This window comes from Pseudoalteromonas shioyasakiensis (assembly GCF_001550135.1).
GTDB lineage: Bacteria > Pseudomonadota > Gammaproteobacteria > Enterobacterales > Alteromonadaceae > Pseudoalteromonas > Pseudoalteromonas shioyasakiensis.
This window is the reverse complement of the sequence record NZ_LRUE01000024.1, coordinates 168,533-185,214: the sequence shown is the minus strand read 5'-3', so window position 1 is coordinate 185,214 and position 16,682 is coordinate 168,533. Positions and strand designations below refer to the sequence as shown.

Genomic DNA, 16,682 nt, shown 5'->3' with positions numbered 1-16,682 from the left:
GCTCACTTTAGATCACTCCAAGACAATTGAGTGCCACAGCGTAATTCTTTATTAACTGTTCGCCCAATAAGGCTTGGCAGCTCTTTTGGCATAATTTCGCCGCCCCCAGGACGCATTTGTCTTAAATGCTCAGGGCTCAGCTGCTCTCCAGCTTTAATATCTTTGATAATGTAAACACAGCGACGTGCTTTTGAAGCAACGGATGGGTAATCAACTTTGCCCAGTGCTTTTTCAATTTGTCTCACACCATGAACAAGGGCCTGAAGCTCCGATGGCGTCATTGAAAAAAAGCTATCTGCAGTATTGTCTGTTTTGTCTAATACAAAGTGCTTTTCTATCATGCATGCACCGACGGCAACTGAAGCCAGTGGCACATCATTTCCCAGTGTGTGATCAGATAAACCAACCGGACATTCAAAAGCCTGTTGCATATGAGGGATAGTTCGCAAATTAATAGTCTCTGCAGGAGCGGGATAAGTGCTTGTACACTTCATCAATGCAAGTTCAGTAACACCCGCATCTTCAGCGACTTTTACCGCCTCAGCAATTTCAACTAACGTCGCACCACCTGTAGACATAATAACGGGTTTACCGGTAGCCGCTACATCACGAATTAATTGGTGGTCAATTAATTCCGGTGAAGCAATTTTATAGGCTGGAGCATCTAATTGTGCTAATAAATCGACTGCCGATTTATCGAATGGTGATGAAAAACAAGTAAGTCCAAGTTTTGCTGATAGTTCAAACAGTTCCGCATGAAAATCCCAAGGCATATAAGCTGTCTTGTATAAATCATGTAAGTATTGACCTTGCCATGGACCCGTCGCTTCAAAGTGTGGAAGTTTACAATCCATGGTTAAAGTATCTGCGGTGTAAGTTTGTAGCTTAATCGCATCAGCACCGGCTTCATGAGCGGCATGAACTAACTCTTTAGCTTTATTTAAACATTGACCATGGTTAGCTGACATTTCAGCGATGATATAACAAGGGTGATCGTGCCCTACCCATGTATCAGCTATTTTAAATTCTTTCTTAAACATATTACCCAACTTGAACTTGTTCTACGTGCTCATTGATCTTAAGTATATCAGGATGAGAGCTTAGCATTTGTTTTAATTCATCAAATGTGAAATCAGTACGGTAATCGAATAAGCTATAAATGGCTTTAATTAACTCATAATCAGCTGGCTCATCTAAAGTTAAACGCCAATGACTGAAATCATCAACGTTCTTATAGTCAGCCACTTTCATATTTCTGCAAATATATTGCGTCATATGTTCTTTTTCAAAATCTTCTGTTGCACATTCAAAGGCTGATTTAAGCGCCTCAAAAGTAAACACTTCTGTATCAAAACCATTAGGAAAACCACAGTGAGGGCCAGCCGAAATATAATCATACTCACTGCGCACACTATAGAAGTGGTCTATAACACGTGCGGTTTCAGTTAAATCAATGAGAGGACAATCACTGGTACAACGAACAATCACAGTATCTAAGTTTGCCTTTACAAACTGTGCAGCTAGGTAATAGCGACTTAATACATTGTTAGTGTCACCTTCAACGTATTTCACACCCAGTCGTTCACACAACTCAGTGATCGGTCGTTGAGTGCCATCATCTGTTGTCGCGATAATGATCTTCTCTTTAAAAGGAGCTAATCTTTCAAGCATCACTTCTAATACTGGCTTTGTTCCAAGAGGTAGCATTACCTTTTGAGGTAAACGAGATGACGTCATTCTAGCTTGAATTACAATATAAAAATCGTTGTTCAGAAGCTTTGAAACAAGCTGTTCAGTATAATTATTCAACAACTTAAAACTCCCATAACATTGTTAGACCGCCATCATTTCGACCATCATCTACAACTTTAAAACCTATTTTATAATAAGCCGAAACGGCAGCAGTATTAGCTGAGTCAACACCAAGCTGCATTTTAGTAATACCTAATTGCTGCTTTGCATGGCGTGCAAAACATTCAATTACTTCCTTTGCAACCCCTTTGCCATGCCACGCTTTTTCACCAATCAGAATCCCCATTTCAACACAATCGCGGCTTTTTCCTTTGATGATAAACTTAATATTTCCAATATGCTCATCACTATCAAGAGTAAAAATGCCATAAAAATACACATCTTTATCGGCCAGCTGCTCTTCAATATATGCAACAAGGCCACTGCTAGACTCTGGTTTATTTAGGATGAATTCGCTAACACCTGAATTCAACCAGTTTAAATACTTAGCCGATGCATCCGCTGCTTCTAAGTATCTTAGTTTAAACCTATCTGAAGTCAGTAAGTTCATCTTAATTCAGCCTTTTAAAGCCCGAGGTTGATGGAATAACATGTGCCAGTAACTCTGGGTTTTCAATCGCATCGGCTATGGCAGAAAACGCATTATCAACCGCTTTTAAATAAGTCTCAACGTGGTGCTTTTTGTGCGCATACATGCAGTAAAACATATTAGTTGCTAATACACCTTGCTCTAACATTTTCTCAATAAAGTAGGATTTAAGCGTCAAAAAGTTTTCATTCTTTAAACTAAAGTGGCAAAGGGCATCAATACCAGAAACATGAATTTCAAGGCCATGCTTTTGCGCTAAACTTAGCCAGCCATCCTTAATTTTTGCACCGATTACAGCTAGATGCTCATGGACTTGGTGTTGCTCGTAATAGTTAATCGTTGCTAATGCAGCAGTAGGCCCTACTCGTTCAGTCCACATAGTGCTAGATATAAAACTAGTTTGTGCTGCATCCATCCATTTAGACTTGCCTATTACGGCAGCCATAGCATAGCCATTAGCCATTGCCTTAGAAAAAACTGCAATATCAGGATTAATACCCAGCTTCAAATGCGATCCGCCACAGTTGATCCTAAAGCCCATAGATATTTCATCAATAATTAATGGGATATTTAATCGTGCTGCAATCGCCTCAACTTGCTGCCAGTATTCTTCAGATGGGGCAAAATTTCTCATTGGCTCCATCACGATAGCAGCAAGCTCATCACCATTTTCTGCAACTAACTGCTCTAGCGCTTCGATATCATTAAAAGGAAAAGGGAGTGCTGTTCCTGCTAGCGCTTTTGGAACACCTTTAGGTGAAAGGCCAGGAATTAAATGGTCGTTAAGATTACTATTACTTGTAACATTGGCAGATAAGTACCAATCATGCCACCCATGATAACCACTAAAAGCAATTTTATCTTTACCTGTTGCTGCTCGTGCAATACGCACTGCGACAGTCATTGCTTCACCGCCACAACGGGCATATCTAACTTCTTCAGACCAAGGGTGTAATTCTAATAACTTCTCAGCAAGCTCAACATCCTCAGGGCAATTTAAGCTAGAACTAACCCCATTGCGAATAGAGTTAATAACCGCATCATCAACTTCATCTACCGCATAACCTAGAATATTTGCACCGATACCCGAAATAGACATATCGAGGTACTCATTACCATCAAGATCCCAAACTTGGCATCCCTTTGATTTAGAAAAATACCCAGGCCAAATATTGGTACTAAACATATCTGGTCGCTTAGAAAGCAATTGGGTTAAGCCAGGGATGATTGACTTTGCTTTTTTTTGTAAAGATAAGCTTTTTTCTAATTTTTTATTATTCATTAATAAATCCGCTAAAAGTGAAAAAAGAATTCGCAACTACTCGTTTAAATGACTTTACTTGCACAAGCGAATATTAGCTTTGTAGTACTCAGGTGCCGAATCAATAAACTCAATCCAATGCTGGAGTGCTTTTAAATAGTAAGGCATTATTTGCTCTTCATCCCCAAAGTTGTACAACAGAGATATCAAAAGAGCTGTCGTGTATAAGGTTTCCCCTTCCATCATTAGAAAAATATTTAAATATTTTGCATTATCTTTAAATGAATAGAGATAGCGAATACTTTTAAGTAATGCATCTAACGCATCACCTCGAGTGCTTACATCTTCTTTTAGTATATTTGCAAACGTAGAACAAAACTCTTCAAATTCATTGTATTGCAAATATGACTCAACTTTCTCTGCATCATATGGAGCTGAGAATTTAGTGGATTTGATAAATTCAATAACCTCATGTTTATCAATTTGAGTATTCTCTAGGAAAATATCCTCTGACTTTAAAGGTATTGCCCCTTTAATTTTTGCACCATTACTACAATTAAAGAAATGTGTACCTTTTGGCACAAATAAATCGACGAGTTTCTCCATTTGGCTGTTACCAACACTCATAAATTCATCAGTTAAAACAGAAGGTGCAAAGTTTCCAGGCAGTACTATTTGCTTACCCATCTTTAAAGGTTGATGGACTGTTTCGCCTTTGTCATTGTAGTAAAAACTTGATTTAGAGTGGTGATGGGTTTCATCTATATAACCATTATCAACACCAAATAAATAAATATTTTTGAAATTCAAATGACATGCAAAACTAAGTGCTGTGTTGCCAACTAGCGGGTTACAATATGAAAGACTTCCCGTAAATTCATGCTTGCCTAATACCTGTGATAATTGAATTAATTGCGTAGCAGACTCATTACCTTTTAATCCAAAGCCAGTCCAAGGGAAAAGACTTGATACGCTAGGATGCATCACATTAGTTGTCAAAAAGTTAATCTTGCTTCGAGCAGATTCTGGGAGGTAATCCTTGAGAAAATGATATGTCTGTTCTGTACGCTCTAATGCAACATGAAAGTCGGGAATAATTCCATATTGGATCAACGCTGTAGAAGCTGAATTACATGAAAAGATAACGACTTTATCTTTAATACTTTGAAGAGCTTCAATTTCTTTATCTAAAGATGGGCCATTAGCAATTATAACAATTGGAAAATTATCATATTTTGGGACGCTAACTTGACTTAAATGATTAACCATAAGGTTGAGGCCATTATCGACATTACCCAATGTGTGGGCAACTCCCATAAGTGCATCATCAAAAAAGCCAAAACCTGTAAAAAATTGATGAAAATTAACTTTAAATTGATTAATCCAGTTATTAACAGTTACAGATGGGTAGTGCTGATAGAACCAAGTAAAACTAACTGATGCAACACCAACATTTCTTGAGCGCTCATAAATATCTTGAAAAATTTCGACTTCTGTTTTGCCAATGCCTAAATAAAGATAACTACCACTTTGATTGACATGTTCTAAAATTTCCTGCCAATCAGTAACGAATAGACTTGCAAAAAAATAGTCTTCGTTTGGCTCCAAAATATTTATAAAGCTAATTTTCTTACTATCAAGCAGGTACGGTAAGTGATATCCCAAACCTATGCCAAAGACAATCAAGCTAGGCATAACTTCATCAAGCGTATTGTTTAATTCGAGTTCTTGTTTTGCTTCCAAATAAACCGAGCCCATATTTTTCATTAATTTGATATGGCAAAAATCAAGGGGATTTTCAATTAATGAAACTTTTGAATGGTCTGTACGCCCAAGAATTGGGGCATTTATATTTTTTTCAGCCTGTTCTTTTGCCTGACTTATTGGATCTTCCGAGTACATTGGCACCCCGGTTTCATAATCTATTATATTAGCGGTGCCATTTTCATTGAGGAGTAGCTGAAATTTTTCGCCTGGATTATAGTGTAAAAACCTATCGTAAATTTCAGGAAAAAACTGTTTGAATGCCAATAGGTTACGCTCAAACATTAGATTAGCTTTTTCTGCAAATATTTGTTCTTTCTGCTGTTTTTCTAACTTCGCTTCAAGCTGCTCTGAAAGTGATTCTAATTGAGCTTCAACAGATTTTTGTGTTGTCATTATTCTTTACCTACTTGATGCTTTTATATATGTTAAGCTTTTTTTGATTACTTAAATGAACACCTATTTGCTTTGCTAAATTCTTTTTTTGACCTTCAGCGCGTTGCAGCAACGCGCCAAATTTACTAAAAATTTCTTCACAACGCCTAACATTTTCAGGTGATAAGTTATTGATATTACCAAATAGTGACCTTACTTTTTGGTCAAACTCTATAAAGCTTGCGTTGAAGGCATCAAGGTTGTTTTTGTCTAAATGAGCGTTAAGTATCTCAATTTGATTTTCAAGTTGGGAAAATTGACTATCCGACATTTGCGTCAGCGCCATTATCTCTTAAAGTTTGTTCTCTTACTTCATGAGGAATTGCGTCCCATGCAGACTTAATTTCTTTTAGTAAGCCACTTACTTCGTCAATAATGGTTGGATCATTCTTGATACTTGCATCTAACAATCTATCAATCATGTACGAATACAATGCATAAAGGTTTTCAGTTACTTCACCACCAGCATCAAAATCTAAACACCCTCTAAGTGCTTCAATTATCGCTGATGCTTTTGATAGGTGTTCACTCTTGGCTTCAAGGTGTTTTTTTTCGATGGCTACTTTTGCAAGTACCATCTTCTCAACAGCGCCTGCCATCAACATTTGAATAATTTCGTAGCGGTCAGCACCTGCAAGGCGAGTTTTAAGTGCTTCCTTTTGGTAATTTTTTACTTTTGCGTTGTACATGGTTCACCTTATACGTAAACGATAAAGAAACTAGCTATAATTAAGAAGATTTAGTAAAGCCTGGAAGACTAGAAAGTTGTGCACTTAAGTACGTTTGAGTTGACTGCATTTGCGCTAACAACACATCTAAGCCTGCATATTGCTGACGAAGCCTTGCTTCTAACTCTTCCATTCTATATTCATGGTTAAGAACATCATCTTCAAGATCGTCTAGTTGAGAATTTAAACTAGTTTCTCGTTGATTCATGATTCCTTTAGAGTCTAAATAATTGTCAAAAAGAGACTCTAATTGCTTTGCTATCCCATCATCACCTGCAAAAGCCTTGCCAATATTATCGTAATTTTCATCCATAGCTTCGTTTAAACTACGAACTAAGCTCGACTTTTCAAGGTAACCTTCTTTATCAACACCTAAACCAATATCAAAGATACTTGAAAATGGACCAGCATCAGAAATTGGAGTTGAAAGGGCATTAACAAGCTGGGAATCGAATGAACGAATTGTTGAATCTGCGTTTAAAGGTTTGCCAATACGCGTTTGTAGGCCTATTTGACCGATTAGATTATTATAATTTGTGATAAATTCATCGACTAAAGCTGTGACGCTCTCTCTATCTACTTCAACAGATAACTTTGCAGTTTCACCGTCAACACTTTGTCGCTTTGCAACTATAGTCATGTCTTGCACAGCATCTTTAAAAGTATTGGTATCATTAACAATTGAAATACCATCAACTTTGATTTCTGCACTTTTAGCTTCATCACCTGAAGCAATTGCAATTCCACCTGCAGTAACACCATCATTAGCGAGTGTCGAAACATTATCAAGTTCGGCAGTATCGTTGGTAATAACTAAATCATTACCTGCACCTGATACATTTGATGTGAGAACAAGTTTAGACTCCGTGCCCGTATTAATGATGTTTGCAGTGACACCGAAGTTCTCATCTGAATCATTAATAGCATCACGTAAATCCGCTAAGGTCGCACCTGCATCAAGCGTTAAATCAAAGCTCTTATCACCAGCAGCAAAAGATAAAGTACCGCCAGAAGCTGTAACAACATCGTCTGTTGAAGTAAATAGACCAGCATTTGAGGTAGCACGACTACCCTGAGCAAGCTCAATCACTTCAATATTGAAATCCCCTGGGGTAATATCTGAAGTTGGTGTTACAGATATGAGGTCACCATCATCACTAGTCGGTTGCTTTATGTTAGCAACACGCTTGTTAAAGTTATCTATATCAGCTAACTTTTCAATAGTGTCCTGAAGCTTTGACATTGCAGACTTAACTTCACCTAAAGACGAAAGCTCTACCTGTAAAGTCTCTTCTTTCTCCGCAAAAGCTTGTAATTTAGGTGTATTTTCAGCTGATAGTGTCGCACTGATGATGCTTTCTAGATCAAGTCCAGAACCAACCCCAGCAGATGTAATTAATGCCATTGTAATACTCCTAAAAAACTGTATTGCTACGCTGTTCTATCGAACAACAAACCTTTATTGCTTAATTTATCGGCAAATTCTTCTAAAGCTTTAGCTACTTCGCGAAATTCTTCTGTTGGAATCTCTCGAATTACTTCATCATTTTCTTTATCAAGAACTTTGATAATGGGTGGATCCCCTTTTTCATCAAATTCAAAAATTAAATTTGTTGATGTAACTGGGATATAACTATTAAGCTTTTCTAAGTTTTGTTTTACTTCGGCAATTAGATCTTTTTTGTCTTTTTGCTCATTTTGTTTAGAAACCAGCTCAATATCCACCGCCTCTCTTCCAGCAAGTTCTGTGCCTTTATTTGCTTTAATATCATCGATTTCAGCTTTTAAATTTGCAGAATTTCCACTGGTAGCAAGGTTATCGTTAGACCTTTGTGTTGAATTAAGATCTATCATAGTAACACCTCTTAATATCTTACTCGTTAAGTATAAGCCACTTCAAAGCAAATTTCCTGAGTCTGAAGTGACTTATAAAACAAATATTAGCCTAGTAGTGAAAGTGCTACTTGAGGGCGTTGATTTGCTTGGCTTAAGATTGATTGGCTAGCTTGTTGTAAGATTTGCATCTTGGTTAAGTTAGCTGTTTCAGTCGCAAAGTCTGTATCTTGGATACGTGATTTCGCAGCACTTAAGTTTTCAGAGATATTAGATTGGTTACGGATTGTTGATTGGAATCGATTTTGGACCGCACCTAACTCCGCACGCTTTTTATCAACAACAGCGATTAGAGAATCCATTCCAGCCATAATGAGTTGTGCATTACCTTGTGTTGAAACGCTAATAGTCGTTGCACCGAAGCTTGAGAAGCCAACACTTGCTTGTGCTAAACCAGAATCGACACCACTAATACCGGCAGCAAGGCTAGACATCGCCTTACCTGTTACAGCAGTTGCAACTTGAGCAATACCTGACATAGTAAAGCCACCGTTTGCAGACATACCATTAGCACCATTCGTCGTTGCGCCTACATCCTTCATACTGAAACCAATCGTTTGGATAGCATCTGCGCCAACTTGGAATTTAGCATCGTATGAACCATCTAGTAGGTTTTGACCACCGAAAGTAGTATCTTCGGCGACACGATTCACTTCTTCAGAAAGAGAGCGAATTTCTTCTTGAAGTGCTAAACGGTCTTCATCAGTATTCGAACCATTCGACGCTTGTTGTGCAAGCGTACGAATACGTTGGAACATTGATGTTACTTCGTCTAGTGCCCCCTCAGCTGTTTGCGCTAAAGAGATACCATCGTTCGCATTTCGGTTACCTTGCGTTAAACCATTAACTTGGCTTGTAAGACGGTTAGCAATCTGCATACCTGCAGCATCGTCTTTTGCGCTGTTAATGCGTAAGCCTGATGAAAGGCGTTGGAAAGAAGTATCTAATGAGTTACCAGATTTCATTAGCTGGCGCTGTGCGTTCAAAGAACTCACATTAGTGTTTACATATAAAGCCATATTAGCCTCCGCTTTATCATTTTATAGCTAAACAGCGGGATACCCCTACCCTGCTATTTAACCGACATAGAGTCCTAGATTGATAGTTCTCTAACACGTTTATCGTCTGATAAAGCGAAAGCTTTAGCTTTATTTGTAAATTTTTTAACTATTTTTTAAATTTTAACCTTGTAACAAGCTTAACGCCGCTTGAGGTCGTTGATTTGCTTGACCTAAAATTGTTTGGCTTGCTTGCTGTAAAATTTGGTTTTTAGTTAAATTAGCCGTTTCAGCTGCGAAATCAGCATCTTTGATACGTGATTTTGCTGCAGATAAGTTTTCTGATATGTTCGCTTGGTTACGAATTGTTGATTGAAAACGGTTTTGCACAGCACCCAATTCAGCACGCTTTTTATCTACTACAGCGATCATTGCATCCATTGCAGCAAATACTTGCTGAGCATTCACTTGGCTTGAAACACTGATATCACCAGCAGTAATACTGCTGAAACTAACCGTTGCTTCTGTTAGCGCTGACGAAACACTACTTATACCAGCCGCAAGCGAAGACATTCCTTTACCACCAACGGCAGAAGCGATTGCTGCAATTCCTGACATGGTAAAACCACCATTATTCGTCATAGAAACCTGACCATTCGTAGTCGCACCCACACTTTTCATACTAAAGCCAATTGTTTGAACAGCATCAGCACCTACTTGAAAGCTAGCTTCATAACTACCATCGAGTAAGTTTTGACCGCCAAATGTGGTATCAGCTGCAATACGGTTAACCTCATCTGATAATTGACGGATCTCTTCTTGAATTGCGAGTCTATCTTCATCGGTGTTTGAACCATTTGCAGCTTGCTGAGAAAGAGTACGAATTCGTTGGAATGTTGAAGTAATTTCATCTAACGCACCTTCAGCTGTTTGCGCAAGTGAAATACCATCATTCGCATTTCGGTTACCTTGATTCAAACCCAAAATTTGTGATTGTAGACGGTCAGATATTTGTAAACCAGCCGCATCATCTGCTGCACTGTTGATACGCAAGCCTGATGAAAGGCGTTTAAACGAAGTATCTAAATCTGTACCTGTTCTATCTAGCTGCCTTTGTGCGTTTAATGCACTAACATTAGTATTTACATATAAAGCCATAATAAACTCTCTTCTTATCTGTCAAAGTAAAGTCACTTTCAAAAAGTGAATTTGACAAAGTGACCCTTACAGCGGCAAATCTAAGTCGCCTGGGGCAAAAAACTGCCACTTTGCTTGTTAGTTAATTAACTTGAAATAAATAGAGCAATTAATAGGCCAACTATTAATTGAAATTAAAAAGGAATGAAAAAAGGCTCCATTTAGGAGCCTTAAGAGAGATAAGTTTAAGAGTGGGTTCAATCACACAAATTATGGCATAATCTGTGCTTTATATTTTATGTTCTTACAAATGTTAGAACACTACTGTCAGGATTTTGAGCGCCTCCGCTTTATAATCCTATCTTAGCGCCTTTGTTAATACCCCATTAGACAAAGGCGCTTTTCTTTAAGTCAAAGTTTTGACTTCACTTTAACTCAAATCCCAACTATTAACCTAATAAACTTAGTGCCGCTTGAGGGCGTTGGTTAGCTTGACTCAAAATTGTTTGGCTAGCTTGTTGTAAGATTTGCATCTTAGTTAAGTTAGCTGTTTCTTGAGCAAAGTCGGTGTCTTTAATACGTGATTTCGCTGCACTTAAGTTTTCAGAGATATTCGATTGGTTACGAATCGTTGATTGGAAACGATTTTGAACCGCACCTAACTCCGCACGCTTTTTATCAACAACAGCGATTAGAGAGTCCATACCTGCCATGATAAGTTGAGCGTTACCTTGTGAAGACACACTGATAGTCGTTGCACCGAAGCTTGAGAAGCCAACACTTGCTTGTGCTAAACCAGAATCGACACCACTAATACCGGCAGCAAGGCTAGACATCGCCTTACCTGTTACAGCAGTTGCAACTTGAGCAATACCTGACATAGTAAAGCCACCGTTTGCAGACATACCATTAGCACCATTCGTCGTTGCGCCTACATCCTTCATACTGAAACCAATCGTTTGGATAGCATCTGCGCCAACTTGGAATTTAGCATCGTATGAACCATCAAGAAGGTTTTGGCCACCGAATGTTGTATCTTCAGCTACACGGTTAACCTCTGCTGATAATGAACGAATCTCTTCTTGAATCGCTAAGCGGTCTTCATCTGTGTTTGAACCATTCGCAGCTTGTTGTGCAAGAGTACGAATACGTTGGAACATTGATGTTACTTCGTCTAGTGAACCTTCAGCTGTTTGCGCTAAAGAGATACCGTCATTCGCGTTACGGTTACCTTGATTAAGACCGTTGATTTGCGATGTTAAACGGTCAGAAATTTGTAGACCAGCCGCATCGTCAGCTGCGCTGTTGATACGAAGACCTGATGATAAACGCTTGAATGATGTATCAAGTGAGTTACCAGAATTCATTAATTGTCTTTGAGCGTTTAATGAACTAACATTTGTATTTACATAAAGTGCCATGATATTTCTCCCGAAGTAAACTTATCATTTACTCTCAAACTTACTCTAATTAAGCGGTAACTGTTATTTGTTACTCTGCTTGGTTAATTAAGTTATCGGTCCGCTCAAAAAATCCTTTAGTGAATTTTTAAACAATTTTTCATTTTTTATTTAACACGATGTATTTAAAGGAAAAATATTTTAAAACTTTAGCTAAAGATGGCGCCTGGTTGTCTTTAAAATCGTTTCTGTGAATATTACTGAAGATCAAAACGCGACAAAGAGTGCGTTAAAACCGCTGTTTAAATGGAAAGCTTAAGGAAGGTTTTATAGGTTAAGCTTATTAAATAAGCTTAACCTACATAAATTATAAGTAATCAAATAATGAGAGGTTAGCCAAACGGCCAAATGTTGCCTGTGCAGCTTGCAGTGATGTTTCTTGTTTGGTGAGTTCAGTAATCGCTTCAGCCATATCAAGCTCAACAAGCTCAGCTTTAGCAGCTTTATTGCTAGTATCTAAGTCACTATTAGATTGTTCGATTTTTTTGGCCGTATTTAACCGACCACCCAAACCGGCCTGAACAAGTGAAACCTGATTTTTGGCATTATCGAGTTGTACGATGGCATCAGCTAAAACTTGATCAAACTCTTCTTGGGTTAAATCAGGATTGGTTAGTCCTGCTATCAGATCGTCCAAGGTATTTAACGCATTTTCTTTTTGTGGCGCTTCAAGGTCTACGTCGATTTGGCCGTTTGCAACAGGCGAAACAGAAATTTCCATACCTTGATATTCGATTTTACCGTTTTCAAAGCTGCCGCTGTCAATTGTTACACCTGCTTGCTGCACAACAAATGTATTAGGTGTGCCTGTGGTGGTAATAAAGCTTAGTGTATTGGCATTTGCCGCTGCAGCAGGATCAGCGTTGTAATTTGCCTGATGGAATTTATCGAAATCAGCTTGCTCAGTAACATAAATTTTTGAGCTTGTAATACCGCCCGAAACTGTGCCATCGTTTGAAGCTACATTTAGGCGTGCATTTACTTTTTCGAATGTATCAAAACCATTGTCACTTGATTTGATTTCTACACCTTCAGCTACTTTGATCTTGTGTTGCCCCTGATCGCCACCATATTCATAGCGTCCAGAAGTACTATTGTAACTATAAGATGGGGTATTATCTTGGTAACCCGAAAAGATAAATTTACCGTCTTCGGTCTTTGCATTCATCAAATCAAGTACCGTACTTTGCAATGCTTTAACTTCTTCAGCAATACCTTCACGGTCGATATCACTATAGGCACCGTTACCAGCTTGAATCGATAACGTATACGCGGACTCAAGTGCGCCTTTAATATTTTGCAGCACACTTTCTTCTGTTGTTAGGCGGCTATTCAGCATAGTAATGTTTTTTGTGAACTGCTCATTACCCTGAATGCGATCTGTATAAAGTAACGCGCGAGCCGTTGCGGAAGGATCGTCAGCAGCAGTCAATACACGCTTTTGAGTATTAACCTGCTCTTGCGCTTTGTTTACATTTTGTTGTGAGTTAAGAATAGAGTTAAGGTTATTCTTATACATCATGTTATTTGAAATACGCATAATTACCTCGCCGCACTTAATAAGGTGTCAAAAATAGTACGTGCTGTTGAAAGTACCTGTGCCGATGCAGCATATGATTGTTGAAAGCGCAGTAAGTTTGCCGCTTCTTCATCAAGGTTTACACCTGATAGTGATTCATACCAAGCTTCTGACTGATCAGCTAGTGCTGTAAAGGCCGCACCATTCGTTTGGGCTTGACTAGTCACTACACCAATATCAGTGACAATGCCTGAATAGGCCTGATTAAACGTTTTATGATTATCGGCTGTACTACTTGCTTCAACATTTTGACGTACTAGCTCACCATTTTGTAAATCGGCCAATAGCAAACCATTACGGTTATCATCAAAACCACCAGTGTTAAACTCTACTGTGAAGGTGTCACCTGTTGCAGGTGATCCTTCAATATTAAAGTCAAAACCGTAGGTATCGTAAGGCGCCCCTGCTTGAGCAAGAATATTCTCAGCAGGCGGTGTTATGGTAAACGTCGATGTACCGTTACCATCTGTAATTTGATACTCGTTAGCATTCGCCGTTTTCACGAGTGTGATATCGCCATTCGCCAAACTCGGTGGAGGACCCACGGTAATACCCGTTGAGTTGTCAATATCGGACACTGTGCCAGCAGAAATACTTGCATCACTGGTATTATTGATATCGTTCGCAGTTCGAATAGGTGATGCTAACGCTAAATCTTCAGGACGTTCAGTTGCAAGCTCTAAGCTAGTTGCAGCCTGAGAGTTCAACTTAACCATAAATTGGTCACCAGTATTTGCAGCACCTGATACGTTGAGTTGTAAACCAAACGCTTCACCACCTGTAATAGTTGATGAGTCAATCACACCGGCAGTCACATTTGCTGTAGATGCGGTGCCAATGGGTTCACCTTTATTATCGATTGCCTGAATCTCAACAGTGGTGGCACTGGTATAAGTAACGATAAAGTCACTTGCTGGCAATTCGCTGCCTTTACCAGGTTCAAGGGTTGCCGTCATTGTTGATGTGCCCGTATTGGCTTGATAACCAAACGCATCTACCGTTGGAATAGCAAAAATATCGCCGCCAATTTCACCATTAGCGTCCATACCTAAGCTATTTTGTTGGTTAAAGGCATCGGCTAATGCTAAGCCCATTTGACCAAGTTGGTTTTGCGCTGGCACTAAAATATCGTCACGAAATGCCAGTAAGCCACCAATTTTGCCTTTCAATTTACTCACATCAACTTCAAGCGGCACGGCTTTGCCACCGTTTACATCAAGTTTTAATTCTTTAAAGTTCGGATCTGGATCGCCACTGAATGAAAACAGGTTAAATGTGCCACTTTGCATTACAAGTGCTTGACCAGAGCCTAAATACACTTGTTTCTCGCCGTTATTACCATCGAGTGTTTCAATATCAATCAGCTCAGATAGATCACGAATTGCTTTATCACGTTCATTATATAAACCACTTGATACTGACTCACGATCAGTACCATGAACCGAAGCAATCTTGGTATTTAAATCACTGATATTTTGGATCAGGTTATTTGCTTCATCTGAAAAGATTTCTAGCTGCTCATTTACTACTGCTTTTTGGTCAACCACAATGCTCGATAATCTGTCCATTTGATCAATCAAATTTTGTGCATCCGTCATGACCAGTGAACGAGCTACTGTTGATGACGGTTGGTTTAAGCTTTCTTGTACATTGTTAAAAAACGAATTTACGCTCGTTGATAAGCTGTTTGACTCTTCTGAAAACAAGCTATCTACACGGCTTGCTTCAGTTACAAACTGATCAAAGAACGCTTTATTAGAGGTATCTCTATTTAATTGCTTTTGTGCAAATTCATTTAGTAAGCGATACGTTTCACCACGGCCGACTTGGTTATCGATCATGGTTGTGAACTCAGTACGCTCACGTACATAGCCCTCGGTATTAACGTTGGCGATGTTTTTACTGGTGGTTTGTAAAAGCTCAGAGTTAGCTCTTACACCGGCATTTGCTATGTCATATAAGCTAAATGACATGAGGGTCTACTCCTTAACGTACCAATGAAGCAGCGACGCTTTGAAGCTCAACGCGCTTCAATACCTGCTTAATTTTATCGGCATAATTTGGATCTGTTGCATAGCCTGCTTTTTGTAACGAATCTAAAAAGGCTGCAGGTTCTGCGGTATTATTAAGTGCTTCTTGATAACGTGGGTTTTCATTTAAAAAATCCACAAAGTCGTTCACACTATCTTTAATCGATTGATAAGAGCGAAAACTTGCTTGCTTTTTAACTGGCACACCTTGTTCAAACTCAAGCGTGACTTTGCTTGCTTTATCACCTTGCCAGCTCCTATCCGATTTAATATTGAATAAGTTGTTACTACTTGTGCCATCAGCTTTACTGATGATGTGTTTACCCCACCCCGTCTCAAGTGCTGCTTGAGCAACCATCACAGCTGGGTTTAAGCCAATTTTCTCAGCCGCATTTTTAGCGTGCTCCCAAACAGAGCTAATGAAAGACTCAGCATCTTCAAAGCGGTTTTCTGATTGCTCGTTCGCTGATGTATCCTCGACAGCTTGTGGTTTAGCCTTAGCCTCAGTAGTGCTATCAACAACACCGCTTGCGCGTTTATCACTATCAAAGTCAGCCGTCGTTCTTAGTACAGAACCTGGTGTAAACTCTTTACCGTCTGGCGAGAGTTGCTGAACAATCAAGTCAGCTAGACCCAACGAGCCATTTGATGAAAGCTCAATCGACATTTGTTGGTCATGCATCTCTTCAAAAAATTTAACGCCGCTTGAATTAAATGGGCTGTCTTTGTCTTCAAACGCTTCATTTGCTTTACGCATACTTTTAAGCAGCATCTGAGTGAAGATAGATTCAAATTGTGCCGCCGCTTTTTTCAGCGCCTCTTTTGACGCATCGCTAGAGGCATCACTTTTTAAGGCATTTTGACGTAATGAGTCTAAGTTGCCTAAATCAAAAAAGTTTTGCTTGTCGAGATGATTAGTATCCATCAGCTTTTTGACACAATAGTTAATAATGAAAATTAAAATGCAAAAATTGCGCCAATAAAAAACTTTATAAATGAATGGCTAATAACTTATACAGGAATGGAGTAACTTCAGAGCCAAGATTTTGGCTGATG

General features: G+C 38.9%; 15 protein-coding genes. All 15 read right to left on the bottom strand.

What is annotated here, in order from left to right; genetic code table 11:
* Nucleotides 1–2: 2 nt before the first annotated feature.
* Nucleotides 3–1,040, bottom strand: coding sequence for a pseudaminic acid synthase (gene pseI, locus PASHI_RS19755; protein ID WP_062566790.1), 1,038 nt, complete (start codon nt 1,038–1,040; stop codon nt 3–5).
* Nucleotide 1,041: 1 nt separating this feature from the next.
* Nucleotides 1,042–1,812, bottom strand: a complete 771-nt coding sequence (locus tag PASHI_RS19750; protein ID WP_244269416.1) for a glycosyltransferase family protein — start codon at nt 1,810–1,812, stop codon at nt 1,042–1,044.
* Between the two features lies 1 nt (nt 1,813).
* Entirely contained in the window at nt 1,814–2,302 is a 489-nt protein-coding gene (locus PASHI_RS19745) for a GNAT family N-acetyltransferase (RefSeq protein ID WP_062566789.1), read from the bottom strand.
* 1 nt (nt 2,303) lies between these two features.
* The gene (locus tag PASHI_RS19740) at nt 2,304–3,623 is read right to left on the bottom strand and encodes an aminotransferase class III-fold pyridoxal phosphate-dependent enzyme (protein WP_062566788.1); all 1,320 of its coding nucleotides are present in this window, start codon (nt 3,621–3,623) and stop codon (nt 2,304–2,306) included.
* 54 nt (nt 3,624–3,677) lie between these two features.
* Nucleotides 3,678–5,762, bottom strand: coding sequence for a motility associated factor glycosyltransferase family protein (locus PASHI_RS19735; protein WP_062566787.1), 2,085 nt, complete (start codon nt 5,760–5,762; stop codon nt 3,678–3,680).
* Between the two features lie 10 nt (nt 5,763–5,772).
* Nucleotides 5,773–6,072, bottom strand: a complete 300-nt coding sequence (locus tag PASHI_RS19730) for a hypothetical protein (protein WP_062566786.1) — start codon at nt 6,070–6,072, stop codon at nt 5,773–5,775.
* Nucleotides 6,062–6,490, bottom strand: a complete 429-nt coding sequence (gene fliS / locus PASHI_RS19725; protein WP_062566785.1) for a flagellar export chaperone FliS — start codon at nt 6,488–6,490, stop codon at nt 6,062–6,064. Before fliS ends, PASHI_RS19730 begins: the two co-directional genes overlap by 11 nt.
* A 40-nt stretch (nt 6,491–6,530) precedes the next feature.
* Nucleotides 6,531–7,934, bottom strand: coding sequence for a flagellar filament capping protein FliD (gene fliD, locus PASHI_RS19720; protein ID WP_062566784.1), 1,404 nt, complete (start codon nt 7,932–7,934; stop codon nt 6,531–6,533).
* A gap of 26 nt (nt 7,935–7,960) precedes the next feature.
* Nucleotides 7,961–8,383, bottom strand: a complete 423-nt coding sequence (locus PASHI_RS19715; protein WP_062566783.1) for a flagellar protein FlaG — start codon at nt 8,381–8,383, stop codon at nt 7,961–7,963.
* Nucleotides 8,384–8,469: 86 nt separating this feature from the next.
* Nucleotides 8,470–9,441: a flagellin N-terminal helical domain-containing protein gene (locus tag PASHI_RS19710; RefSeq protein ID WP_062566782.1), complete on the bottom strand. Its 972-nt coding sequence runs from the start codon at nt 9,439–9,441 to the stop codon at nt 8,470–8,472.
* Nucleotides 9,442–9,603: 162 nt separating this feature from the next.
* Complete coding sequence (locus PASHI_RS19705) at nt 9,604–10,578, bottom strand: flagellin N-terminal helical domain-containing protein (protein WP_062566781.1); 975 nt, start codon at nt 10,576–10,578, stop codon at nt 9,604–9,606.
* A 428-nt stretch (nt 10,579–11,006) separates the two neighbouring features.
* The gene (locus PASHI_RS19700; RefSeq protein WP_062566780.1) at nt 11,007–11,978 is read right to left on the bottom strand and encodes a flagellin N-terminal helical domain-containing protein; all 972 of its coding nucleotides are present in this window, start codon (nt 11,976–11,978) and stop codon (nt 11,007–11,009) included.
* Between the two features lie 346 nt (nt 11,979–12,324).
* Nucleotides 12,325–13,557: a flagellar hook-associated protein FlgL gene (gene flgL / locus PASHI_RS19695; protein WP_062566779.1), complete on the bottom strand. Its 1,233-nt coding sequence runs from the start codon at nt 13,555–13,557 to the stop codon at nt 12,325–12,327.
* A gap of 2 nt (nt 13,558–13,559) precedes the next feature.
* A complete protein-coding gene (flgK, locus tag PASHI_RS19690) occupies nt 13,560–15,569 on the bottom strand; it encodes a flagellar hook-associated protein FlgK (RefSeq protein WP_058586418.1) in 2,010 nt (669 codons plus the stop codon).
* Nucleotides 15,570–15,582: 13 nt separating this feature from the next.
* Nucleotides 15,583–16,551: a flagellar assembly peptidoglycan hydrolase FlgJ gene (gene flgJ / locus PASHI_RS19685; RefSeq protein ID WP_062566778.1), complete on the bottom strand. Its 969-nt coding sequence runs from the start codon at nt 16,549–16,551 to the stop codon at nt 15,583–15,585.
* Nucleotides 16,552–16,682 lie beyond the last annotated feature (131 nt).